Origin of the sequence: Rickettsia massiliae MTU5 (assembly GCF_000016625.1) — a bacterium.
Lineage (GTDB): Bacteria > Pseudomonadota > Alphaproteobacteria > Rickettsiales > Rickettsiaceae > Rickettsia > Rickettsia rickettsii.
The window spans coordinates 989694-1014310 of sequence record NC_009900.1 but is presented as its reverse complement, the minus strand read 5'-3'; the positions used below and the strand labels follow the sequence as shown (position 1 = coordinate 1014310).

Genomic DNA, 24617 nt, shown 5'->3' with positions numbered 1-24617 from the left:
TTCTAGTTACCAGTAAAATTTTGGAGATTATTTGTGGCAAGAATTGCAAGTGTTAATATTCCTGATAGTAAACGTTTAGTTGTGAGTTTAACTTACATTTACGGTCTTGGGCCTACTATGGCAGCAGAGATCTGTAATAAAGCAAAAATATCGAAAGATAAAAAAGTGAAAGAACTGACAGATCAAGAGTTAATAAGCTTACGTAATATTATTGAAAGTGAGTATAAAGTTGAGGGGGATTTAAGACGAGAAGTTACGCTTAATATTAAGAAAAAGAAAGATATAAGATGTTATCAAGGACTTAGACATATACGTAAGTTGCCGGTGAGAGGACAGAACACGCATTCTAATGCTCGAACTAGAAAAGGTAAAGCTATTGCGATAGCCGGAAAGAAAAAAACTGTAAAATAATAGTTTAAGTATAGAGTATAAATAATGAATCAAACGGTTAAAGTTAAGAAAAAGAAAAAAACTATCACTCTTGGTGTTGTGCATATCCGAGCATCATTTAATAATACTATAGTAACATTTACTGATATCCAAGGTAATACTATTTCTTCTGCATCGGCAGGAGGTAATGGGTTTAAAGGGGCAAGAAAAGCAACACCTTATGCAGCTCAAGTAACAATTGATAGAGCATCGGAAAAAGCAAAAGAATATGGTCTAAAAACTATTTCTATTAGGATTGGAGGACCGGGGGCTCAGCGTGAATCAGCAATGAGAGCTTTATTCGGACAAAATTTTGTGGTTACATCAATTGTAGATGTATCGTCAATTGCTCATAATGGAGTAAGACCGCCAAAAAGAAGAAGAGTATAAGAGAATCATAGGTATTAAATGTTATCGTTAAGTAAAAATTGGAATGCTTTAATAAAGCCGAATAAAGTCGCTTATGAAAATTTTCCAGAAACCAATAATAAAGCTAAAATTGTAGTTGAACCTTTAGAAAGAGGTTTTGGTTTAACACTCGGTAATGCTATGAGAAGAGTATTACTTTCTTCTTTACAAGGAGCAGCTATCACCTCTATAAAGATCCCTGCTATAGAACATGAATTTTCTTCTATACCCGGTGTAAAAGAAGATGTATCGGAAGTGATTTTAAACATTAAAGGTATTGAAGTAAAAATGCATGTTGCAGAAAAACGTATCATGAAATTAAAGGTAACAGGACCTTGTGTTGTAACGGCCGGTATGATTGACACAGGTCATGATGTAGAAATACTGAATCCGGATCATGTAATTTGTGATCTAGCTAAGGACAAGCAGCTTGAAATGGCATTAACTTGCAAGGTTGGTAAAGGATATGTACTTAGCACAAATAGTTATGAGGATAATTTACCTATTGGTGAAATAGCTATAGATGCTTTATTTAATCCGGTAAAGAGTGTTACTTATAAGGTAGAAAATACTAGGGTAGGTCAGGTTACCGATTATGATAAATTAATTATGTTTGTAGAAACTAACGGTGATTTATTACCTGAAATGGCTGTAGGTTTAGCTGCACGTATTTTACAGGAGCAATTACAATTATTTATTTCTTTTGAAGAACAGGAAGAAGATAAGCAAGTTAAAACTGATGCTTTACCATTTTCACCTTATTTACTTAAGAGAGTCGATGAATTGGAATTATCGGTTAGATCGGCAAATTGTTTGAAAAATGATAATATAATATATATAGGGGATCTAGTAAAAAGAACGGAATCCGATATGCTGAGAACTCCAAATTTCGGTAGAAAATCTTTAAATGAGATTAAAGAAATATTGGCAAAATTTAATTTAAGATTCGGTATGGATGTACCGGATTGGCCACCGGAAAATATTCAGGAATTATCTAAACGTTATGAAGATTCTTATAATTAAGGACTAAAAAATGCGACATAAAATTAAAGGCAGAAAGTTAAATGTAACAAGTAGTCATAGGCAAGCAATGCTCGCTAATATGGTTGTAGCACTTGTAACCCATGAACAAATTAAAACTACTTTACCAAAAGCTAAGGAATTAAGACCTTACATTGAAACTCTAATTACTAAAGCTAAAAAAGCTGATTTAACGGTAAGAAGAAGCGTTTTATCAAAAATAAAAGATAAAAAAGCAGTAGAAAAGCTTATAAATATTTTAGGTACCAGATATAAAGATAGACCTGGCGGTTATACTAGAATAATAAAAGCCGGATTCCGTTATGGTGATTTAGCACCGATAGCATATATTGAATTTGTAGATAGAGATATTAATGCTAAAGGAAATATACAGCAAGATGCTAATGAAGAAATTAAAAATTAAGATATAAGGGACTCGGTGATGGCTAATCATTCTTCAGCAAAAAAAGCTGCTAGACAAACAGTAAAAAGAACTCTAATCAATAAAAAACGATCTAGTGCAATAAAAACTTTTATAAAGAAAGTTGTACATGAAATCAGTCTTGGTAATAAAGAAAATGCTAACTTAGCTTTATCTGTTGCTCAGTCTAAGATAATGCAAGGTGTGAAAAAAAATATAATTAAATTAAATACCGCCTCAAGAAAAATCAGCAGATTATCAAGGCAAATAAAAAGTTTGAACGAAAGTAAATAACACTTTATAGTAATTTAAAAGCAAAAACTAATAAAATTTTGCTAAATTATTTATTTTACTAATTAATAAAAAATATGGGCGATTAGCTCAGCTGGTAGAGTATCTCGTTTACACCGAGAGTGTCGGCGGTTCGAGTCCGTCATCGCCCACCAATCAAAAGTTTTTAGTATTTCAACGAAAATATCAAACAATGAATGAAGCTTAAACTCAAGCTTTTCAGTTTTAAATGTTACAATAGTTAAATCTATCAAGAAAAACAGTATCTTTGTGAAATGGCATTTCTAACTAAGTATATATTAGTTAATAATTTAATGCCATTGCAAGAAAATTACAAAGTAATTGACGAAATAATCCAGTACAAAAATACTAAATTTTAGTACTTTTTCTAAATTCCCAGGTTCTTTATAGTTATAGTTTTTTATTGTGTAAATCAGGAAACACGTTCAGTGTCATACAATAGACCTCTTCGGAAACTCTACTTCTAGAGGTAATTTGTACGTCGATCCTTACCGCTCATCCTCACATACTAGTAGTATGTACGCTCTCCGGTTCAAAGTGAAGTGTCTCTTTCAAATTCCTCTCTCAATCCTTATTTCTGAAGAAGTCTAATAAAGTTTACAATTCGTTGACAAGAAGCAAACGAGAAGAGATTGTCTATTTAGAGATTGATATAGCTAGGGTTAAATAAAAATGGTATGCTATTAATTTGTCATCCCGTGGCTTGACCACGGGATCCAAAACTTTTTAAGGTTTTCTGGATACCGGGAACAAGTCCCGGTATGACAGTTTATATCTTTTTTATCTCGCTTTAGCCATAGTTATGTATTTCATTATAATATTACATTACTTGGCTATTGTTTTTGGAACCTGCGGTCAAGCGAACTAGGATGATATGGGCGGAATCGTATATCGTGGTCAACAAGCCATGGTATGACACTGAATAATTTTTCTGATCCATACGAGTTTTTAGAATCTTGCATATACAGCATAATTCATAAAGCTTGATACAAGCGAATTTTGTACTATCGCCTTTGCTCACATATTAATATACGCCTAGCTCGCTCGCCTTTAAATTTATCTTGTCGGAGAACCTTTCTGAATTCTACTGTAATTCTTTTCCGCATTATTTATTACTGTTGCTGTTATTTTGACTAGATTTTCAAAAAAAATAGCAAAGTATAAATTGCACGAGGAAGTGGCAGTTAAAGCAGCTAATAAAGTAAAATGATAGTTGTTAAAATACAAAATAACCAAAGGTTGCTAATAATATATTTAAAGTTAAAATATTATTATAATTTTTTAATTTTTGCTTTAATTGTAATCAACTATTATTAACAAAAAATAAAAAATAACTTTTATGGAAAATATAGGCTCTGGGAAAAAAAGTTTGAAGTATACGTTGACGCTAAAAAATTACTTGATACACTAGAAAATTTAAACACTAAAGTAAAAAATCCTATTGATATAGAGGAGGTTAAAAAAGGCATTTACTACGCTCGTAAATATCACGGTTCTCAAATGCGTCAATCAGGTGATCCTTATTACTCCCATCCGATTGAGGTGACGATTATACTTGCAGAATTTATAGCTGAAGAAGTTCCTAAGCTTTTTACTTCTAATATGATAAAGGCTGCTCTACTTCACTATACTATTGAGGATACAGAATTTAACTGAAGAAATGATTAACGGCCTTTTTGGAGCAGAGGTAGCAAAACATGTAGAAGGCATAACTAGAATTAAACTTTACGGGAAAATCACTGCTGAAGAAAGCTTAAATCTATTAATTAAACAGAAAAGATATATAATACGGCATTTATAAAACTTTTTGATAGAGTCCATAATATACAGAGACTTTAGGAGCTAAATCACCTGAGAAAGCTAAAAAAATTATTGAAGAGACTTTAATAAATTTTGTAAATTCATTACCTATAGCTGCATACTTTAAAATTCCAGTAATAAAAGAAAGGCTCTTATTTTTATGCTATCAGTATCTATATCCTAAAGATTATCAGCTGGAACGGTCACTAACGAAGTTTGAAGATAACTTTCAACTACTTTATCCAGCTTTTCACAATATAATATTCCCCATGTAAACCTATACTTACTGTAATGAATATAAACAATACTCCCCAATTATCAAAATATTTAACTAAAAAAACTAGTCCAAAAGAGGTGATAATATACATTAAGGCTTGTGATAAAGCAAATAACCAACTTGGATAGGTAGGTAAAACGTTTAAAAATTGGAAAATGTTTTATATATATAATAGGTACAGCAGGAAAAGCATCAGGTCTAAAGATAATAAAAAATGATTGTATAAAAAGAACTGCAAAAGGACTGGCTACAGTTGATAATAAATAAGGATATATAAAAGCAAATAACCAAAATATTAATAACCTAAATTTTATAAGAATTAATGGATATATTTTATAGCATAGATAAGTGCATATTATATATGAACCTAAATTTACTACCTTGAGACAATAAAATTATTATGTATGATCTGTTTACTGGTGTAACCAAAGGTATTTTTTAATATATTACTACAATGTGAGTAGGTAAAATAAAATGATACAGGCCATGCGCACATTCAATTAAAAAATAAGCCAAACAGGTTTTTTTATTGACCTTTTCTTGTAGCAGAAAATGGTTTTTTAATATTTACATCTCCTTTTTCAATAGCATCAGCTAAGCTTTCTTGAAGTTGGTGTTTTGCATCTGCAAATACAGGAGTTTCCCGTAAAGTAGTTCGTGCAGTTAGTCCAATCACGGCAATAACTGCTCCCATCCAAAAGGCTATACGCCAACTAAACTATAGCTGGTAACTATAGATGCTATACCGAGTGCTTCAACGCCTCCTATAGTAGATGCTGTGACAATCATAGCCACGCTTGAATATTGAGTAGGAGGTTTTGTGATTTCGGTTAAGTAAATTTGAGCCCCTATAATCTCGCCCATTGATGAGATCCCTTGAGCAACTCTACATAATGTTATAACTATAGTCGTAGCTATACCTATTTCTGAGTAAGGAGAAAGAGTCGCTGTAATAATGCAGGTAATTGCCATAATAGCTGTGGTGATAATAACAGTTGCTTTTCTGCCTATATTGTCACCAATCCAACCAAATATATAGCCCCTACCGGTCTAAAAATGAAAGTAGAACAAAACGCAAAAGCATTAAGAAGTGAATTAACAAAAGGATCATACTGAGGAAAAAATAAATCATTTAAAAGTACTGCCATATGAACATATAGTATAAGATCAAAATATTCTAAAAAAGTACCTATAGATAGTAAGCCTATAGCCCGTTTTTGTTCTCTGTTAAACTTTTTTGTTTTTTTTCGTATCCCACAACACAATTTTTTCTAAAAAGTTAATTTATAGAAAGGTTATATTGAGAAGATTTCAAGTCAAGGAAAAAGTTACAATGTTTTATGATTATACTTATTTAAAACTTCTTTGACTAATGAAGTTGTTATTTTTCTTTTGGAAATTAAAGCAAAATAGTTAATATTGTCTAATATTTCTATAATTTTAGAATATTCCCTAGGCAAATTTACTAAAAGAAAATCTATTATTTGTCCGGATATTGTTACCGAAGAAATAGCAAAATGCTTAAATATTAGAATTTTGATTAATTCATCGTCAGGTGAGTTTAATAGCATACTAAGTACTGATTTAATCCGTGAAGATAAATCGGGTAAAGTAAAATTTCTGCTTTTATCAGATGCGGTAAGTAAAAGATATTTTTGTTTTTCGTTAATAATATTAAATATATGAAGTAATGTCGGCTCTTGCCAGTTTTCAATATCTTCAATGATGAAAGCATTATATTTTTCTAAAATTTCTTCATTAAAAAAAATATCTTTAATAATATAGGCATTGCTTAAATTTTGCCATATTTTGGTTAAATAAGTTTTGCCTGACGAAGAAGGTCCTTTAATTAATAAAGTAAATTTATAAGGGTTAACGCCAAAGCCGCACTGCCAATTTTTTATAATATTATAAGCTTGATCGTTAGAACTAGAAACAATAAATTCATCAGGATGATATTTATTAGAAGTAGTAAAACGAAATATATATTGCTGCACCACTGTTATAAGAATTTTTTAGCCGTCTATTCGATAGAATTTGCTAGATTTATAAAATTTAATTAGATTCAAAAGTAAAATTTTTGTAATCCCTGCAATCGGTATAGCAAAAAATATTCCAATAATGCCAAATAAACTGCCGCAGGCAAAAATTGAGAATATAATCCAAAGAGGATGCAACCCTATTTTATCACCGATAATTTTAGGGGTGAAAATATAAGACTCGCAAATATTTCCAACTAGATAAATTATCATTATATATAGTAATTTGGTAGTTACCCCAAAAGTTAAATAGCCGATAATTAGAGTTAAAAGAAACGATATAAAAGTACCAAGGAAAGGAATAATAACTAAAAATCCTGTTAAAATGCCAAGTAAAAGAGCGAGATCAATACCTATTACGGTAAATGCAATACTATAATAAGTAGATAATAATAAGCAAATATTTAGCTGTCCTCTTATGTAAGCAGATAACAGATTATTAATTGCCGATAATATTTTAAGGATTTTCGGTCGGGTTTTTATAGGTAATAATGATTGCATGTTTGCAATAATTTTAGCCCAATCACGTAGGAAATAGAATAATATTATAGGTATAAGTAAAAATAAAACAAATATGTTAATAGTTATAATAGTATAACGCCAAAAATTATTAGCAATACTGCCAAGTATAGTAAATATACTATTTATAAAATTGCTTAAAGAATTCTTGATTTTATCGGCAATATCAGGTTCTATCGAATAAATTTTTGCCATTATAGGCGGTAATATTTCTGCCTGTAAATAATTGTTATATTTTGGAATATTATTTATAAAAGTAAAAATTTGTCCATAAATTATCGGCACTAAAATAGTTAAGCTTAAAAAAAATATGCTCAAAAATATCAGATAAATTATGCTTGATGCAAATTTATTTGATATTTTAAATTTTGATGCGATAAAACCTATAGCAGGTTGTAGTAAGTAAGATAGTATAAATGCGATAAAAAATGGTTTTACTGCGTCTGACATTAGCATAAAACCGCTTATAAAAAACCCTAAAAAAACTAGCCAAAATATAACGGTTCTATTCATATTATTTTTCCCATTTTCTACACGAAGATCAACTTCAAAAAGAGCAAGGAGTTTACAAGTCGAGGAGCGGAGCGTGTACTTAATACGTGAGAACCGAAGCTCTTGTAAAACGACGACGCCAATTTTTGAAGTTCATCGAGTATTAAGGTTTTTTAACTACTTGTACGGTAGCAGGACGAAGTAGTCTATCTCTAATTTTATATCCTGATTGCATTAAAGTAATAATACTATTCGGTGCATGATCAGGATGTTCTACCTGCGCAATTGCATTATGTAAATTATAGTTGAACATTGATCCTATTTCCGGCTTTATTTCTTCAATATGATGTTTATGAAAGATTTTGTCTAGCTCGTCTTTAGTCATCTGAACGCCTGCAATAATATTTGTGACTTCTACATCAGAATTTGCCGGTTTATGTGCTAATGCTCTTGAAAGATTATCACTAACATTTAGTAGTTCTTTAGCAAATGTAGCAATTGCATAATCTTTTGCTTCGTCACGTGCTTTTTCTAAACGCTTTCTTGTATTGTCTATTTCGGCAGTAGTTCTTATTAGCTTATCTTTTAGCTCTTCAATCTCGGCTTTTAACGCTGTTATCTCCGGATTTGTCGTTTCAACTATCTCTTCAGCAATATCAGTTATTATTGTTTGTTCATCATTTTCTATATTATCGTCTATCATATTATTTACTTTATATTTATGTTCTTTTTTGAGATATATATAGATATAATAAAAATTTTTTCAATGGTATACTCGTTTAATTTGAAAAATTGGCCTCGTTGTTTCGTATTTTTTTATCCTCGCGTACTAGTACGCTGCGGTCAAAAAATATGAAACGCCTTACTCTTTTCCACATTAAACTTCGTCTACTATTTATTTTTACTTATGGAGTACAAATTGTATTATGAGACAGTCAGGAAGAAAAAGCAACCAATTACGTCCTATTTCATTAGAATTATCCCCGCTTATTAATGCGGAAGGTTCATGTCTTATTAAAATAGGTAATACACATGTCATGTGTAGTGCTACTTGTGAAACTACCGTACCGCCATTCTTGAGGGGACAAAATCAAGGCTGGATTACTGCCGAGTACGGTATGCTTCCCGGTTCTACATCACAGCGTATTAAAAGAGAAGCGGCACTCGGAAAACAAGGCGGAAGAACGCAAGAGATACAGCGTTTAATAGGTAGGGCGATGCGATGTGTAATTGATGTGAAGAAACTCGGCGAGAGGCAAATTATCATAGATTGTGATGTTATTAATGCTGACGGCGGTACTAGAACTGCAGCAATAACAGGGAGCTACGTAGCATTGCACCTAGCGATTAGGTCCTTGATGAAAAAGAGAGTTTTAAAGGTGAACCCGTTAATTAGTCAAATTGCAGCTATTTCTTGCGGTATATATAAAGGTGAGGCGATACTAGATTTGGATTATTTAGAAGATAGTGATGCGGACGTGGATAGTAATTTTGTGTTTGCAGGTAACGGTAATTTAATCGAAGTACAAGGCACGGCAGAGAAAAATCCTTTTTCCGAAGGGCAGTTTTTAGCAATGTTAAAACTTGCTAAAGGCGGAGCTGCGGAATTATTTAAACTACAAAATCAGGTACTGCTTGAGTCTTAGAAAGTTGCTCAGTGGATCAGTTTTCCCGTCATTGCAAAAAATGCTAATTTATAGCATTTTTTTATTATTTCTCTGGATTGCCGCATCGTTTTGCTCCTCGCAATGACGGTGCATGATCCACGTAACCAATCTTCCACGAGAATAACGTCTTTATTAAGCGTATGGATTATCATCAAAAGCAATATGTTCACCTGATAATATAATTATCTTATCTCGATTGGTATTATTTATAAATACCTTATGATTAAGATCTGTTACTTTAACACTACTATGTGGCCCTAAGATTAATTCCGCAACATTGCCTAGGCTTTCAAACGTAACACGCTGATTAGCTCCAATTGTTATTTTATCGGGGGATATATTAATATTGGCTGTTCTACTTTCTTCGGTAAAAGTAATAGTTCTATATTTTGGATCGTTCATATTTTCCTCTTTGAATGAATTTTAAGTTATAAAATAATTACTACAATATTCCATATACTACTTCAATTAAAAATTTTTTAACCTAGCTCTTTACTCAATTTATAATTGCTATTATAGTGTGTTTTTTAAATTTAAGCGACTATGGTATTAAGATTATATTATTGTCTATAGTATGCCTTATAATTATTTTTGATATTAATAAGGTACATGCTTCGGCATGGTTGTTAGAGCAGGGAAGATATAGATATATTGTGGGGGGTATAATAAAGTTAATAAGATATCAAAAAACGAGAAAAAGCAAAGAGAAGAAGCCGTTTTTATACATAAGAGAAAGAGTAGCTTATCTATGGGAATACCTCAAAAAGTAAGCGATCAGCTGAGTCTTCATGCAAAAATCTTACGACAAATAAAAAGATTAGAGCAGAAGATAGTAGAATTATCCTCTGATCAATATGAGCACTTTGTAAGTAGTACTGTAGAATACGGTATTACCGATAATCAAAATATTGGAGTACATTTTTTGTACAAAGAAGATAAATTTTTGAATAAAAAAAACATAAGCACGGATGCTTCTATTTACTATAAATTGAAGCTATTTGAAGATAAAGATTTTGTTATTTTGGCTCAGCCTCAAATTTTAATGAGTAAGAGTAAAAAACTTAAAGAAGATTTTTTAGGCGAGATATCTTTACTAGTGGGAATGTCTAAAAATATCCGCCCTGTTACTATTTTAAAATATATTTAGCTTTGGACATTCAATTAATATTGGTTCTAAGAAGATGTATTATAATTTTTCTACTTGTGAAGGGATTAAATTTAAAAACGGCATAATGCTTACAAATTTTACAAAATACCATACTCGGCAAAATTACGGCTATGTATATGATAGTTCAGTTTATGAGCAGCTAGAATTGCAAAGATAATTAATTTTGGTAAAGAGAATAGAAACTTGTTAACTGCTCAAATCGGTTATTTTTGGGATCGCAGTCTTTCAAATAAGAAATATAAAATATCAGGTATAAGTTTTTCAGCATGGTTAGATGTATAAATGAAGATATAATATTACAGATAATCAGAGATAAAAACTTATTAGGTAAAAAACAAGCTACTAGTTTAAAAGCTATGATCGAAGAAGCCATTATCGATAATGAGATAATGATTGATATATTATATGAAAATAGAATATTGCCGCTAATAAGCAATATTTCTTATATTAAAATTTATCATTATTCTTATATACAAGCCTATGTAGTGAATGGTTATTGTATATATGAAGATGTTCAGGTAATACAATAACTGCTATAAATGATCTAAAAATATTATTTTTATAAATTATTAGAAAAAAATTTCGCCCATTTAACTAGTATCAAAGCAAAATATGCTCTTGAATTTAAAGTCGGACCGATTATTGCTAAGAATATTAATTATACCAATAAAATAATAATATTTTTCGTCGTGTTTATAGCAACATTGATTTATCTGCCGGTTTTATTTCATGTTGCTAATAATATAAGCTATTGTTTGCAAAATATTTTAAAAGCTCTGTTATTTATAAGGGCAGTAAGAGAATCGCCTTCGGTAGGGTTGCATGGATTGAAAAGCGTATTCGGTGTCATACCGTGGTTTGACTACGGTATCCAGAAAATAATTAAAAATACTAATATTAGTATTTTTAACTGGATCCCGCGATCAAGTCGCGGGATGACAGAGGTGGAATCGCTTCACAAAACAAGGAGTACTAAAAATCATTCGCTGGAATCACAAATTTTTCACAATGAGGAGAAAGCTTTACCGGTTTATACAGTTTTAGTACTGTTATATAAAGAATTAAGTAAGTTAAGGTCAATAATTAAAAATATTTCATTAATTAATTATCCAAAAGATAAGTTAGGCGTTAAAATTATTACCGAAGATGACGATTATCTAATGATTAAAGAAATAGTGTTATATAATTTACCGTCTTATTTTCATGTTATATCTGTTCCGAAAAGTCTACCAAGAACTAAAAGCCGAAAGCCCTTAATTATGCTCTAGAATATTCACGTGGCGAGTATCTAGTAGTATATGATGCTGAAGATAAACCTGAACAGCCACTTAAAGCTCTAGCAATGTTGAAAAACTTGCCTCTAGAATATGCTTGTCTTTAAGCTAAGCTTAATTTTTATAATAAAAATGAGAATATTTTAACCAAAATAATGGTATGGACCTACCCTATATACAGAATGAGAAGCAGAAGCTAATCTTCTAGGATAGGAAATGAATCCTAAACAACAATAAGGAGGTCCATATGGAAGTTACCACAATTGGTATAGATATTGCAAAAAGAATTTTTCAAATTCACGGTGTAGATAAAAATGGTAAGACAATATTAAAGAAAAAATTAATGAGAGAGCAGGTTATAACTTTTATGGCTAATTTACCAAGAAGATGTCTAGTAGGCATGGAAGCTTGCGGTGGTTCTAGCTATTGGGCAAGAGAATTAACAAAATTAGGTCATAATGTAAAACTAATGGCTCCACAATTTGTTAAGCCTTATGTTAAAACTAATAAAAATGATCAAGCTTGATGCAGAAGCAATATGTGAGGCAGTAGCAAGACCTAATATGAGGTTTGTGCCTATCAAAACTGTAGAGCAACAAGATATTTTATTTATTCATAGGGTAAGACAGAGATTGGTAAAAAATCGTACAGCTCTTGCTAATGAGATCAGGGGATTATTACATGAATTTGGTTTTGTTATTCCGCAAGGAATCAATAAGATTATGACAAAATTAACCGAAATTTTAGATGAAGGGGATTTAAGTCAGCTAAGCTATCGAACGTTTAGTGAGTTAAAAGCAGAATTTCTAGAGAATGATAAAAAAATAAAAGAATTAAAACAAAGATTAAAAATTATAGCTAGCCAGTATAGTAATCACCAACAACTAATGACGATACCAGGTATAGATTTAATAACTGCTACAGCCTTAATAGCATCAATAGGTAATGCTAGTTGTTTTAAAAATGGCAGGCAATTATCAGCATGGCTAGGATTAGTGCCAAGGCAACATTCTAGTGGTGGCAAAGATAAGTTGCTTGGTATTAGTAAAAGAGGTGATATCTATTTACGCACTTTGTTGATTCAAGGAGCAAGAGCAGTACTGAATAGTAAGATAAGATTTACCACGGAAGAGCAAAAATCTAAAAAAGATTATAGCAAGTTTACCAAGTGGATGTTTAATTTATCTGAACGAAATGGGCATAATAAAACAACTGTTGCAGTAGCTAATAAACTAGCAAGAGTGGTGTTTACAGTACACAGTTCAGGTAATGATTATACTGAGAGTAAAGTTTGTAGCTAAAGAATTGGTACAAATAGTTGACGAGATAATATTATAGGTAAGTAGAAATTTAATAGATTCTAATCCGGAATATGCGAAAGAATGATAATATTGATGGTAAATAAGACGAACCTTAGCTTACAAAAAAACTGAACTGGACAATGACTCTTTAGAAGTCGACAAAATGATAAGTAATATAGTTTGTAAGCCAGCGAATTCCATCAGGGCTATAGGGTAAATTTAAAGTGATTTATTAACTATAAGCCGGATACATGACTGCATTCGATTTTTTTGCTGTTATATATTATTTTTTTCTTGCATTATCGGGTAGGTCCATACATGTTTAATATAGAATATAGTTTATGGTTTGAATATATCTTGAAAGGATTAAGTTTGCTAAAACTTCCTACACCTCTTGGGGGTACACTAGTAATCATTTTAAAACGGATATATTTAAGCTTGGCGGATGGGATGCTTATAATGTACCAGAAGATGCCGAGCTTGGTATAAGAATTTACTCACAGAACTATAAAGTAGCTATTCTTGATGCCTATACTCTAGAAGAAGCTCCGAATAGTTTAGGTAATTGGCGAAATCAAAGATCACGTTGGATTCAAGGCTTTTTGCAAACATTTTTGGTATTTAAAGCACAAAAAGATAAATGCCAAAAGTTTACTTTATTGTAAGTAATAACAATTTATATTTTCATCGGCTTATCTACATAAATTGTTATTACTTTTATAATTTTTGGCATTTACCCTTTATAATATTTTCTATTGTTATAAATAAAAATTCTATAATTAATCATTTATGGCTTATTAATAGTATTTTTTCGCTTTTATATCTATATGGTACAGCTCTGTATATATTAAAAAATTCTTTAAAAAGCGGAAAAGTAAAATTTCAGGATATATAGTAGCTTTGATCTTATAGGCTAGTTATTTTATATTACATACTGTAGCTTCATATAAAGCAGTATTTGAAATAATTTTCTGCCCTTTGAATTTGAAATGGAGTAAAACTAAACACGGCACTAGTTTAGAGGATTTTGAGAAAGAATAGACCTCTAATAAAAAAAATTTTATTCTTGCCCCTTGAACTAACAAAAATAAAATATATATAGTATGTACATTTAAAGATTAATTGGAGGTTAAAATGTCTTTTAAACCATTACATGATAGAATTGCAATAAAGCCTATCGAACAAGAAGAAAAAACTAAAGGTGGAATTATTATTCCGGATACTGTAAAAGAAAAGCCGATGCAAGGTGAAATAGTAGCCGTAGGTGACGGTATTCGTAATAAAAAAGGCGAAATTCATCCTTTAGAGCTAAAAGTAGGCGATAAAGTTTTATACGGTAAATGGGCAGGCACCGAAATTGAAATTAAAGGCACAAAACTGATCGTTATGAAAGAAAGCGACGTATTTGGTATTATTAATTAATAATTTGTTTTAAGGAGAAATTAAATATGGCAACAAAACTTATTAAACACGGCTCAAAAGCTCGTGAGCAAATGCTAGAAGGCATTGATATACTTGCAGATGCAGTAAAAGTTACTTTAGGTCCAAAAGGCAGAAATGTACTTATCGAGCAATCATTCGGTTCACCGAAAATTACCAAAGACGGTGTGACGGTTGCAAAATCGATCGCGTTAAAAGATAAAATTAGAAATGCAGGAGCTCAGCTATTAAAATCCGCTGCTACAAAAGCTGCAGAAGTAGCCGGTGATGGTACTACTACAGCTACGGTCCTTGCTAGAGCTTTGGCTCGTGAGGGTAATAAGCTAGTAGCTGCCGGTTATAATCCTATGGATTTAAAGCGTGGTATGGATTTAGCGGTAAACGCAGTAGTAGAAGAAATTAAAAAGTCCAGTAAAAAAATCAATAGCCAAGAGGAAATCGCACAAGTCGGTACTATCTCTTCAAACGGTGATAAGGAAATCGGTGAGAAAATTGCTAAGGCCATGGAGGAAGTCGGTAAAGAAGGCGTGATAACCGTTGAAGAAGCAAAGAATTTTAGCTTCGATGTTGAAGTAGTTAAAGGTATGATGTTTGATAGAGGTTATCTATCACCGTATTTTGTAACGAATTCCGAGAAAATGGTTGCTGAGCTTGAAAATCCTTTCATCTTACTATTTGAGAAAAAATTATCAAATTTACAACCGATGTTACCTATACTTGAGGCTGTAGTACAATCACAACGCCCGCTATTAATTATTGCTGAGGATGTTGAGGGCGAAGCTCTTGCAACGCTTGTAGTCAATAGATTACGTGGTGGTTTAAAAGTTGCGGCAGTAAAAGCTCCTGGTTTTGGCGATAGAAGAAAAGCAATGATGGAAGATATTGCTATCCTAACTAAAGGTGAGCTTATTACTGAAGATTTAGGTATGAAGCTTGAAAATGTGAGTATTAAGAGTCTAGGGACAGCAAAAAGAGTAACAATTTCTAAAGAAAATACCGTAATTGTTGACGGTAACGGTGATAAGAAAAATATTGAAGATAGAGTATTACAAATTAAATCTCAAATAGCTGAAACTACTTCTGATTATGATAAAGAAAAACTACAAGAGCGTTTAGCTAAACTTTCCGGCGGTGTTGCCGTATTAAAGGTTGGCGGTGCTACGGAAGTTGAAGTGAAAGAGCGTAAAGATCGTGTTGAAGATGCACTTGCTGCTACAAGAGCGGCAGTTGAGGAAGGTGTTGTTGCCGGTGGCGGTGTAACATTACTTCATGCATCACAACCTTTAACAAAGCTTAAAGTAGAGAATAAGGATCAACAAGCAGGTATTGAAATAGTAATAGAAGCTTTAAAGGATCCGCTAAAACAGATTGTTGAAAATGCCGGTGAAAACGGTGGCGTAGTAGTTGGTAAATTACTAGAACATAAGGATAAAAATTATGGCTTTAATGCTCAAGATATGCAATATGTCGATATGATTAAAGCAGGAATTATTGATCCGGCTAAAGTAGTGCGTACTGCACTTCAAGATGCTGCTTCCGTTGCTTCGTTAATTATTACCACGGAAACTTTAATTGTTGACGAATCTTCTGATAAGGAAGAGCCAATGCCAATGCGTGGCGGTATGGGAGGCATGGGCGGTATGGATTTCTAAGTCTATATCTCTCTATAAGATAGGTTATGCAATAGATCTAATAAACCCGTTTTGTTGTATTGCTCGTTCCCCGCGGCATTGTTGCGTGGACCGCAAAACCTGTTCAATGTCATATCGTGGCTTGACGGACCACGGCAACTAAAAATACTAATATTGTCAGTATTTTTAAACTGGGTCCTGCTACAAGCTTACAGGATGACAATTAAGAAACTGGTCCACGCAGGCAATGCCTGCTGCTCCGCAATGACGATTTTAACAACGTGCCGTACAACACATTATTAAGTCGCAGTAGGGACACTGAAGAACTGATGTATGCAACAAATGGGTTTTAAAAAGCGATTCTTTGCTTAATTTGAAAATAAACTCTTTAATAAAACTCTTTCTCAAAAAATAAAATATATAAATGATTGCAAATATTTTTTAATTAATTATAATAGCTCAACCTTTGGTATTTATCCTATGAGGCTGTTAACAAAATAATTTTAAAGCTAATTAAATTCTTTTTAACTGCAAATTATAAAATTTTTTTGAAATAGGGATATTTATTACTGTAAAAATCTCTTTAATTATCAATTAAAGTGATTTTGTTAACAGCCTCATAGGATAATCAAAAGGTTTAAAGCGGTTTTACGCTTTAATTATTAAGAATAGAGTTCGTGTTGAAGCTATAGGCAAGGTTAATCTATAATGTATATATTCGTTTAATTTAAAAAATTATTAATAGTTTCTGGCTTTTGGTCGGTTAAACTATGCTAACTAAAATTAGTAAGGTTTTAAAAAAATCTTATAATTTATACAGTTAAGAAAGACTAAAATAAGATAATTTAAATAGCTGGGTTTTATTAATATTTACTAAAAATAGCAAATTAATTAGAAATATTAATAAAACTTAATCAAGTTTATTGCTTTAATTGGTGTTTAGTTATTCGTAAGTATAACTATTAATTGCATTAGTATAAATTAAAGAGGTAGTTTTGCTTCAAAGGGTTATTAAACATTTAAATCATAATTTATCTAAACATGATATTGCTGCTCAAATAACAGGTAGGATCAAACATCCAATATCAATTTTATATAAATTATATCGTAAGGGTATAAAGTTAGAAGAATTAACAGATATTTTTGTGATAAGCATAGTGGTAATAGATGAAGAGAAATGTTATAAAGCTTTAAAAGTAGTTCATGATCTTTATGAGTATGAAAAGGATAAATTTAAAAATTATATTCTTAATCCTAAACCAAACGGCTATCAATCTTTGCATACTATTATCACAACTGAGGATAATTATAAAATGGAGATACAAATACGTGATCATAAGATGCATTATCATGCAGAGAGCGGTGAAGCTGCACACTGGAAATATAAAAATAGTTTTTAGCTGATATATATACACTTCTTTTTTTTCTAAAATATATGCCTACTCCTTTAGGAAGAAGTTGGAAATAATGAATCTCCAAGATGAAAGACGGCTTCTATCTTGGACACAAATTTAATTTATTTTTTTATTTTGTATTATTTTGAAGTTTAAAAAAGAAATTGCGTAAACCGACTTTTTGAAATATTTCTTTTTGTTCTGAAGGGAAATGTTGCTTGATAAAATTAGTACAAACATTTAATAGTTGTGGTTCTACGGTTCGTATTCCTAAATAAGCTGCTATGAGTAAGAAGCTTTCTATAGTTTCTTTTACTGTTTCTAAAGCCTTGTCCGTAGATTTAGCATTTATAGTTTGTAAATTATGTAGGCGATCAAATACTTTAATAAGTGCGATATCATATCTTTGTTCTTGGATTAGTAAATTTAACATTTCACCGGAGCTAATTTTACCGTACGGCTTAATTCTTGTTAAACGTTCTACGCTATCGGCAATATTCTTATCAAAAATTTTGCTAATATCAGCATGTGTAAGTATTGTATCCTCTATAGTATCATGAAGAAGGGCAACATTTATCATATATGATTTGTAAAGTTTAGGCGCTTCAAGAGCTGTAAAATCTGCAAGCATGATTGCAACTTCTATAGGATGAGAATAATAAGGATCACCTGATTGACGCATTTGAGAAGCATGATATTTACGAGTATAATAAAGACCTTTTTCAATTTCTGTTATATCTATAGGTGAGTCTACTATAGTATTCAAATATTTAATTCGATCAATTAATTTTTTACTATAATCACAAACCTCAAATTGATTTTTAAATAGGATTATATTTTTGTGATTTTTTTACACAGTTACATTACATTAATTAATTTTTGTTAACATGATAAATTGAATATATTACATAATAATAGCTAGTATCTTAAGTAAAAATATAAAAATAGTTAATAAAACTTAATAAAAAGAAAAGCATTTTTTTATTTATTCTCAAATATTTTTTCACTTTAGTGGTTTATAACTTCTTGCAATATATTAAAAATTTAGTAAGCATTGTTAATTGTAAAGATAGATTATTATTCAATCTATTTTTATATATATCGAAATACAATTTAAATTAAAGGTAAATTATGACTAAAAAACTAGTTGATAACAAAATAGCTTCTAATAAAGCAGAGTACGATAAGAAATTTTTGCATATCTTAGGTGTTACCCCATATCATGGGGCAGTAACCTTACCGAAGACAATGGCTTGAGTTTGCGAAGAATTAAGGTTGTTAAAGGATAGCTCACAGAAAAATGAGATGGAAGGAGGAAAAAATCCTTTCCTGGTGATGTTGACTTTCCTGATGATACTCTAAGTGCACCGGCAATTAAAGAGGGACATCTTCTTAGCGGTGGAAAAGAAGATGCGAGAGATTCTGTTAATTATACTAATGCAGAAATGCGACAATTTGCATCTGGCAAAACATTTGATTGGAGAGATGGAAGCAAGTACCATCATGTTCATAAAGTAAAAGCCGGTGACAAGTTTGATTATCCAGCTGATGGTTCAAACCTCCACCTTCAGGTGGAGAAACTTTAGTTTGAATAAGTCATAGTCGTCTTATATAAAATAAGTAAGTAGGACTTATTTTATAGGATGACTATGACAGAATATGAAAAAGGGAAACATACGGTATATTATCACAGGTATCACATAGTATGGATAACAAAATACCGTTATAAAGTATTAACCCAAGTTATCAAAGAAAGGATTAGGGAAATCATAGCTCAAGTTTCAGAGGAAATGAATATTAGGATAGTAAATGGGGTGATATCATCTGATCATTTACATATTTTAGTATCGATACCTCCTAATATAGCAGTAAGTGAATTTGTACAAAGAGCAAAAGGTAGAACTGCACGTAGAATACAACAAGAATTCCCAGAATTAAAAAAGAGATATTGGGGGAAGCATTTTTGGGGAAGAGGTTATTTTAGTACAACAAGTGGTCATATCACAGATGAAGTAATTAATGAGTATATAAATAACCATACAGAAGCTCATAAACCAACTTCTATTTCTAACATTAGATTGGAATAAGCTTTAGCTTAAACTCTACGGCACTTCTAGTGCCTATCATCAACCTACCGGCTCTCAGCCGGTAGTGGTTGAGATAAATTGGGATTATACCATGGCACATAAAACACGTGGTTATACATATGCAATCACTGATCATCCTACTGACTCTTTTCTCAAAGACTAACTTTTAATGAGCTTAAGACAATGTTGTGAAAATATAAGCCAAGAAAAACCATTTTGGAGCCATCCATTACCTGCTTCTACGGATCACTCAATAATTCTTCCGGAAAGAGAAGCAGGATTGCGTGTTCTTTTAGCAAGATGGATAGTCGCTGATACCGGCATGGCATTTCATCAATCATGGGTTCTTGAATATGAAGCAAGTTTAGGCGGTGAAGGCCCCCCTCTGGACATGGACACCATCATCACGATGCTTAATTAAGCTTTAAAGCAACTTAATAGCGAGTAGTTATGCGCTAAGCGACTCAAAGCATTGTTGTGCGTATACCCAAGTCGTCATTGCGAGGAAAAATTGAAAATTTTGACAAAGCAATCTCGGACCAAAATCTTGAGATTGCCACGCTCCTTTCAGTCGCTCGCAATGACGGTTTAGTATCCACGCAACAATGCTTAAATTCTTGCGTTACTATCTACTCAAAGCTTTTAGGCCTTCCTTTAAGCCGTCTTTTATAAATGAAATTTTAGCTTGTTTGCCGTCTGCGGTAATTAGTTCTATATAATTGTCGTTTGATAAAATCATGTCTAGATCGTCTTTTGTAATAATAGCTAAAGCCTGACAGCCGTTTACTGTACAATTTACGTATTTTCCGGCTGCTATTCGTTTGTCACCGCTATTAATAACTGTACCTGCCGGAATTTGAACATTTGACGGGACTATTTCTATTATTTTTAATTCCTGTTCTTCTTGCTCCCCATTGAAATAACCTATGTGATAAATGGCTAATATTTCCTTTTCTTTATCTTTCTCTAGATTATTAATTTGTTGTGATAAGAAGCAAAGTTGTTTTTTCTCATTATTAAGAGTACAATTTAAAGTCCAAGCTCCGTACTTTTTTGGTGCTGTTGATGCGTTGACGTTTCCTATGCTATACAAAACAAAAGTGCCGGTTATTATAAATAATCCACTAAAAACAAAAGCAATTTTTTTTATACAATCTTTCATATAATTTTTAACCTTTTTAAAATATTTTCTTTTCCTAAAATTTCTGCAATCTCAAATACGCTAGGTGATGCAGTCATACCTGTTATTAAAGCTCTTACCGGTGGCATAATGTCATTCAGCTTTAAGTCGTTTGCTGCTGCTATTTCTTTAAATTTATTCTGTACGGATTCCTTATCAAACTGCTCAAGTTCGCTTAAGTTTTCTATAACTTGTTTGATTAAATTCTTATCGCAATTTTCTATAATTTTTTTTGCATCTTGGTTGTAGATGATAGGCGAATCTACTAGATAAATTTGAGCAAGGCGTGTTAGTTCTAGTAATGTTGCACTTCTAACTAACAAGCTTGGCATTGCTTGTTTGATATAGCCTATTTCCTGCTCACTAACCTTAAACTTCTTCGGCAATTCTACTGTTAGGGGTAATTTGTACGTCAATCCGGTACTCGCATCCTCACGTATGTCTATATACGCTGCGGTGCTGCGTTCCGTGTTTCCTTCAAATTCCTTCCTATAAGCGAGCTTCCGAAGAAGTTTATTATAATTTTGTTCCAATATCTCTACAGTCTTTGAAGTTAAGCTATCATTGTCAAGCATTCTTAAGTAATGAGCGTTAAGGCTATTCATCTTAGCAAAATCAAGCTTAGAAGGTGATTTACCGAGTGAATCAAGATTAAACCAGTCTATAGCCTGAGTCATTGAGATAATTTCATCATCGCCGTGACTCCATCCAAGACGCAGTAAATAATTACACAAACTTTCCGGTAAATACCCCATATCCTTATAAGTTTCAACGCCTAATGCTCCATGCCTTTTGGATAATTTTGCTCCGTCTGCTCCATGAATTAACGGTATATGAGTCATGCTCGGTACTTCATATCCGAAAGCCTGATAAATAGCGAGTTGCCTTGCTGCATTGGTTAAATGATCGTCACCTCTAATAATATGAGTTATACCCATATCATGATCGTCTACTACAACGGCTAGCATGTAAGTAGCAGTGCCGTCTGCTCTTAATAGTACCATATCGTCTATATGAGAGTTTTCAATTACTACCTCACCTTGTAAGGTGTCATGAATTGTTATGCTACCCTCTCTTGGAGTTTTTAGACGTATTACCGGCTTAATATCAGTAGGATAGATAGATGGATCTTTGTCACGCCACTCGCTATTAAAAATAAAATGCTGTTTATTTTCTAAAGCTTGTTGTCGCTGTCTTTCTATTTCTTCTTGGCTAGTAAAACAATAATATGCTTTACCGTTTTGCAGTAATTTTAGTGCAGCTTCTTTGTAAAGATTATTACGTTTAGACTGGAATATAACCTCACCGTTCCAATCAAGCCCTAGCCATTTTAGACCTGAGAATATAGTTTCTACCGCTTCTTTAGTTGACCTTTCTTTATCCGTGTCTTCAATGCGAAGCAAGAACTTACCGTTATGATGCCTTGCGAACAAATAATTAAAAAGGGCGGTTCTTGCTGAACCTATATGTAAAAACCCCGACGGTGACGGAGCAAATCTAGTAATTACGTTATTAGTCATTTATTATCTTTTTTAAATATATACTAAGCACTGTGTCATACCGTGGCTTGACCACGGTATCCAGAAAACAACTAAACATACTAATAATATTAGTATATTTAACTGGATCCCGCGATCAAGTCGGCTTTGTTGCATGGATCAGTTTTTGCGTCATTGCCACGTTTCCTTACAGTCGCTCGCAATGACGACGGTATTCATGCAATAAGGCTGATCAAGTTAGCTAGGATAACACATACTCTTTCTCCCCAAACACATAAAATAATTTACGTCTATATCATCGCTTAATTTCCACTCATTTTTAGCCGGATCATATACCAAGCCTTTCAGCTCTTTAATTTCAATTTCAGTATCCGTAAGCATTTCGTAAATTTCCAACGGTTTTAGGAATTTGCTATAATCATGAGTGTTTTTTTGTACCCAACCTAAAATATATTCGGCAACTATTATTCCAAGTATATAAGCTTTTTTAGTACGGTTAATCGTAGAAATTATTGCCATACCGTTTGGCTTAATATGCTTCACCAAATTTAGTATAAATTGTTGTACGTTTTCTACATGTTCAATAACCTCAAGACAAAGTACCACATCATATAGCTTGTCACTTTCTAATTCTTCTATAGTAGATTGTAAATAATTTATCTTTACGCCGTTTTCCTTAGCATAAGCAGTTGCCGTTTCAATATTACTTTGCAGTGCATCAATGGCTGTAACGTTAAAACCTTGAGCCGCTAAAGGCGTTGCAATTAACCCTCCACCGCAACCGACGTCTAATATTTCTAATTTAGAAATATCGTTAGACATCTTCTCAAACTCTACTGCTAGAGGTAATTTGTGCGTCAATCCGCTGCTCGCATCCTCACGTACTTCTATGTACGCTGCGGTGCTGTGCTGCGTGTTTCCTACAAATTCCTTTCTATAAGCGAGTTTGGAAAGGTGTCTATTGTAATGCGTAGTTATTTTCTCTATTATATATTCAAGGCGAATAGGGTTTATTCGGTGTAAGATACCGAATTCTCCGTCCTTATTCCACCAATTATGAGAAATTTTCTCAAATTTTTCTAATTCTTTTTTATCGATTGAAGACATAGTCTATGATTCTTTCCAATGTCATCCCGTGGCTTGACCACGAGCATAAATACAGCCTCAGAACTTTAGTGGATCCCGTGGTCAAGCCACGGGATAACAAGAGGTCATACAACAAACATATATAATATACTCAGATGACTTTAATAATACTAGCCTTAATTTTAATTAGCTGCATATTTGCCCCGCTTGGCTGTATTGCCCTATGGAAGAGATATATTTATTTCGGTGACGGGCTTGCTCATAGTAGTTTTTTAGTGGCTAGCATCAGTATTATAGCACATGTTCCATTAATATATTCAGGCATAATAGTTGCAATTCTTTTTTCGTTTTTTGTGTTTATTTTTAAAAATAATTCTGAAAAAAACGCAGTTATTAATTTGATTTCTAGCTTTATGCTAGCTGTTGCTTTAGTTATTAATTATTTTACTTCTTTGCAGAATAATATAGTGAATTTGTTGTTTGGGGATATTTTATCCGTATCTTTTAATGATTTGATGATACTTGCAATAGTGCTAATAACTATTATAGGCTTTATAGTATATTTTTATAATCAAATTCTTCTTATCATTATCAATAGAGATATTGCCGTCATAAAAGGCTTAAAGGTTAATATTATTGAGCTAATATTTTTACTTCTTCTCTCATTATCGGTATTTTCTGCTATAAAGATTGTCGGAGTACTTATGGTAACTGCTGTTTTACTTATTCCTGCAATGATTGCACGGTTTGTAGCATATAGTCCCTCCCAGATGATTATAATATCAATTCTTATATCTTTATTTATTAATTTTTGTGCCGCATTTAGCTCTTTCTACTTTGATTTACCTTTAACTCCATTGTTTATTATATTAGGTACGTTTATTTATGGTTTGTTGTATTTAAAGCGATTATTATGAACAAAAATGAATTTACTGAATATGTCAAAGAATTGTTAGAACCATATGGTTCAGTAGCTGTTTGTGCAATGTTTGGTGGATATGGTATATATAATGGTGGTGTTATAATAGGAATTATTAAGAGCAATGAATTATATTTTAAGTTAGACCTAAGCACTTTTATGCATATTTTCAATCTTTCGGTTCTGAGTCATTTGTATATCAAAGTAAAGGTAAACTTGTAACTCTATCATATCGGAAGGTGTTACCTGAAATT

Annotated in this window: 28 protein-coding genes, 1 tRNA gene and 3 pseudogenes; 21 read left to right on the top strand and 11 right to left on the bottom strand. The window is 32.1% G+C overall.

The window, feature by feature from the left end; translation table 11 throughout:
• Positions 1 to 33 precede the first annotated feature (33 nt).
• The 7 genes and pseudogenes from rpsM (at position 34) to RMA_RS05470 (ending at position 4665) form a co-directional block, all read left to right on the top strand.
• Positions 34 to 411: a 30S ribosomal protein S13 gene (gene rpsM, locus RMA_RS05500; RefSeq protein WP_012153027.1), complete on the top strand. Its 378-nt coding sequence runs from the start codon at positions 34 to 36 to the stop codon at positions 409 to 411.
• Between the two features lie 24 nt (positions 412 to 435).
• Positions 436 to 819, top strand: a complete 384-nt coding sequence (gene rpsK, locus RMA_RS05495) for a 30S ribosomal protein S11 (RefSeq protein WP_014365555.1) — start codon at positions 436 to 438, stop codon at positions 817 to 819.
• Between the two features lie 18 nt (positions 820 to 837).
• Entirely contained in the window at positions 838 to 1860 is a 1023-nt protein-coding gene (locus RMA_RS05490) for a DNA-directed RNA polymerase subunit alpha (protein ID WP_012153025.1), read from the top strand.
• A 10-nt stretch (positions 1861 to 1870) separates the two neighbouring features.
• Positions 1871 to 2281 (top strand): 50S ribosomal protein L17, encoded by a 411-nt coding sequence (rplQ, locus tag RMA_RS05485; RefSeq protein ID WP_012153024.1) that lies wholly within the window; start codon positions 1871 to 1873, stop codon positions 2279 to 2281.
• 18 nt (positions 2282 to 2299) lie between these two features.
• The gene (rpsT, locus tag RMA_RS05480; protein WP_014365557.1) at positions 2300 to 2572 is read left to right on the top strand and encodes a 30S ribosomal protein S20; all 273 of its coding nucleotides are present in this window, start codon (positions 2300 to 2302) and stop codon (positions 2570 to 2572) included.
• A gap of 76 nt (positions 2573 to 2648) precedes the next feature.
• Positions 2649 to 2724, top strand: a tRNA-Val gene (locus RMA_RS05475).
• Positions 2725 to 3913: 1189 nt separating this feature from the next.
• Positions 3914 to 4665: pseudogene (locus tag RMA_RS05470) on the top strand (HD domain-containing protein).
• 528 nt (positions 4666 to 5193) lie between these two features.
• Here the strand turns inward: RMA_RS05470 and RMA_RS11190 are convergent.
• The 6 genes from RMA_RS11190 to grpE form a co-directional block, all read right to left on the bottom strand.
• Entirely contained in the window at positions 5194 to 5361 is a 168-nt protein-coding gene (locus RMA_RS11190) for a hypothetical protein (protein ID WP_014365559.1), read from the bottom strand.
• A gap of 8 nt (positions 5362 to 5369) precedes the next feature.
• Entirely contained in the window at positions 5370 to 5654 is a 285-nt protein-coding gene (locus tag RMA_RS11185; RefSeq protein WP_238375587.1) for a proline/betaine transporter, read from the bottom strand.
• A 20-nt stretch (positions 5655 to 5674) separates the two neighbouring features.
• Positions 5675 to 5815, bottom strand: coding sequence for a hypothetical protein (locus RMA_RS11180; protein WP_238375423.1), 141 nt, complete (start codon positions 5813 to 5815; stop codon positions 5675 to 5677).
• 180 nt (positions 5816 to 5995) lie between these two features.
• Positions 5996 to 6664: an HdaA/DnaA family protein gene (locus tag RMA_RS05450; RefSeq protein WP_041405032.1), complete on the bottom strand. Its 669-nt coding sequence runs from the start codon at positions 6662 to 6664 to the stop codon at positions 5996 to 5998.
• Between the two features lie 18 nt (positions 6665 to 6682).
• Positions 6683 to 7738: an AI-2E family transporter gene (locus RMA_RS05445; protein ID WP_041404813.1), complete on the bottom strand. Its 1056-nt coding sequence runs from the start codon at positions 7736 to 7738 to the stop codon at positions 6683 to 6685.
• A gap of 142 nt (positions 7739 to 7880) precedes the next feature.
• Complete coding sequence (grpE, locus tag RMA_RS05440; protein ID WP_014365563.1) at positions 7881 to 8420, bottom strand: nucleotide exchange factor GrpE; 540 nt, start codon at positions 8418 to 8420, stop codon at positions 7881 to 7883.
• A 223-nt stretch (positions 8421 to 8643) separates the two neighbouring features.
• Here grpE and rph point away from each other — a divergent pair, with 223 nt between their 5' ends.
• Positions 8644 to 9363: a ribonuclease PH gene (gene rph / locus RMA_RS05435; protein WP_014408896.1), complete on the top strand. Its 720-nt coding sequence runs from the start codon at positions 8644 to 8646 to the stop codon at positions 9361 to 9363.
• 153 nt (positions 9364 to 9516) lie between these two features.
• On the opposite strand, the gene RMA_RS05430 is transcribed toward rph, so the two are convergent.
• A complete protein-coding gene (locus RMA_RS05430; protein ID WP_041404812.1) occupies positions 9517 to 9786 on the bottom strand; it encodes a hypothetical protein in 270 nt (89 codons plus the stop codon).
• Between the two features lie 520 nt (positions 9787 to 10306).
• On the opposite strand from RMA_RS05430, the pseudogene RMA_RS05425 reads away from it, so the two are divergent.
• From RMA_RS05425 to RMA_RS05390, 8 genes and pseudogenes are all read left to right on the top strand, one after another.
• A pseudogene (locus tag RMA_RS05425) lies at positions 10307 to 10834 on the top strand (hypothetical protein).
• The gene (locus RMA_RS09980; RefSeq protein ID WP_155813867.1) at positions 10819 to 11082 is read left to right on the top strand and encodes a hypothetical protein; all 264 of its coding nucleotides are present in this window, start codon (positions 10819 to 10821) and stop codon (positions 11080 to 11082) included. The pseudogene RMA_RS05425 and the gene RMA_RS09980 overlap by 16 nt, the downstream one beginning before the upstream one ends.
• Positions 11083 to 11307: 225 nt before the next feature.
• Complete coding sequence (locus tag RMA_RS11175) at positions 11308 to 11820, top strand: hypothetical protein (protein WP_238375422.1); 513 nt, start codon at positions 11308 to 11310, stop codon at positions 11818 to 11820.
• A gap of 253 nt (positions 11821 to 12073) precedes the next feature.
• Positions 12074 to 13127: pseudogene (locus RMA_RS05410) on the top strand (IS110 family transposase).
• A 350-nt stretch (positions 13128 to 13477) separates the two neighbouring features.
• Entirely contained in the window at positions 13478 to 13792 is a 315-nt protein-coding gene (locus RMA_RS12075; RefSeq protein ID WP_337998659.1) for a glycosyltransferase family 2 protein, read from the top strand.
• Between the two features lie 469 nt (positions 13793 to 14261).
• Complete coding sequence (locus tag RMA_RS05400) at positions 14262 to 14549, top strand: co-chaperone GroES (RefSeq protein ID WP_014365566.1); 288 nt, start codon at positions 14262 to 14264, stop codon at positions 14547 to 14549.
• A gap of 26 nt (positions 14550 to 14575) precedes the next feature.
• Positions 14576 to 16219 (top strand): chaperonin GroEL, encoded by a 1644-nt coding sequence (gene groL / locus RMA_RS05395; protein ID WP_041404810.1) that lies wholly within the window; start codon positions 14576 to 14578, stop codon positions 16217 to 16219.
• A 974-nt stretch (positions 16220 to 17193) separates the two neighbouring features.
• Complete coding sequence (locus RMA_RS05390) at positions 17194 to 17598, top strand: bifunctional (p)ppGpp synthetase/guanosine-3',5'-bis(diphosphate) 3'-pyrophosphohydrolase (protein ID WP_014365568.1); 405 nt, start codon at positions 17194 to 17196, stop codon at positions 17596 to 17598.
• A 124-nt stretch (positions 17599 to 17722) separates the two neighbouring features.
• On the opposite strand, the gene RMA_RS05385 is transcribed toward RMA_RS05390, so the two are convergent.
• Positions 17723 to 18427 (bottom strand): HD domain-containing protein, encoded by a 705-nt coding sequence (locus tag RMA_RS05385; RefSeq protein ID WP_012153015.1) that lies wholly within the window; start codon positions 18425 to 18427, stop codon positions 17723 to 17725.
• Between the two features lie 296 nt (positions 18428 to 18723).
• On the opposite strand from RMA_RS05385, the gene RMA_RS11800 reads away from it, so the two are divergent.
• From RMA_RS11800 to RMA_RS05375, 3 genes are all read left to right on the top strand, one after another.
• Positions 18724 to 18849: a hypothetical protein gene (locus RMA_RS11800; RefSeq protein ID WP_274377908.1), complete on the top strand. Its 126-nt coding sequence runs from the start codon at positions 18724 to 18726 to the stop codon at positions 18847 to 18849.
• Between the two features lie 392 nt (positions 18850 to 19241).
• Positions 19242 to 19679: an IS200/IS605 family transposase gene (tnpA, locus tag RMA_RS05380; RefSeq protein ID WP_041404948.1), complete on the top strand. Its 438-nt coding sequence runs from the start codon at positions 19242 to 19244 to the stop codon at positions 19677 to 19679.
• A 169-nt stretch (positions 19680 to 19848) separates the two neighbouring features.
• Positions 19849 to 20100, top strand: coding sequence for a lytic polysaccharide monooxygenase (locus tag RMA_RS05375; protein WP_238375420.1), 252 nt, complete (start codon positions 19849 to 19851; stop codon positions 20098 to 20100).
• Positions 20101 to 20304: 204 nt separating this feature from the next.
• Here RMA_RS05375 and RMA_RS05370 read toward each other — a convergent pair whose 3' ends face one another.
• The 3 genes from RMA_RS05370 to ubiG form a co-directional block, all read right to left on the bottom strand.
• Positions 20305 to 20841: an invasion associated locus B family protein gene (locus tag RMA_RS05370; RefSeq protein ID WP_012153014.1), complete on the bottom strand. Its 537-nt coding sequence runs from the start codon at positions 20839 to 20841 to the stop codon at positions 20305 to 20307.
• Positions 20838 to 22379: a glutamate--tRNA ligase gene (gene gltX / locus RMA_RS05365; RefSeq protein WP_012153013.1), complete on the bottom strand. Its 1542-nt coding sequence runs from the start codon at positions 22377 to 22379 to the stop codon at positions 20838 to 20840. Before gltX ends, RMA_RS05370 begins: the two co-directional genes overlap by 4 nt.
• Before the next feature lie 216 nt (positions 22380 to 22595).
• On the bottom strand, positions 22596 to 23465 hold the full coding sequence (gene ubiG / locus RMA_RS05360; protein WP_012153012.1) for a bifunctional 2-polyprenyl-6-hydroxyphenol methylase/3-demethylubiquinol 3-O-methyltransferase UbiG: 870 nt from the start codon (positions 23463 to 23465) through the stop codon (positions 22596 to 22598).
• Positions 23466 to 23599: 134 nt separating this feature from the next.
• Between ubiG and RMA_RS05355 the strand changes: the two genes are divergently transcribed.
• Together RMA_RS05355 and RMA_RS05350 are read left to right on the top strand one after the other, a co-directional pair.
• Positions 23600 to 24361, top strand: a complete 762-nt coding sequence (locus tag RMA_RS05355; protein ID WP_012153011.1) for a metal ABC transporter permease — start codon at positions 23600 to 23602, stop codon at positions 24359 to 24361.
• The gene (locus RMA_RS05350) at positions 24358 to 24585 is read left to right on the top strand and encodes a TfoX/Sxy family protein (protein ID WP_049749373.1); all 228 of its coding nucleotides are present in this window, start codon (positions 24358 to 24360) and stop codon (positions 24583 to 24585) included. Before RMA_RS05355 ends, RMA_RS05350 begins: the two co-directional genes overlap by 4 nt.
• Positions 24586 to 24617 lie beyond the last annotated feature (32 nt).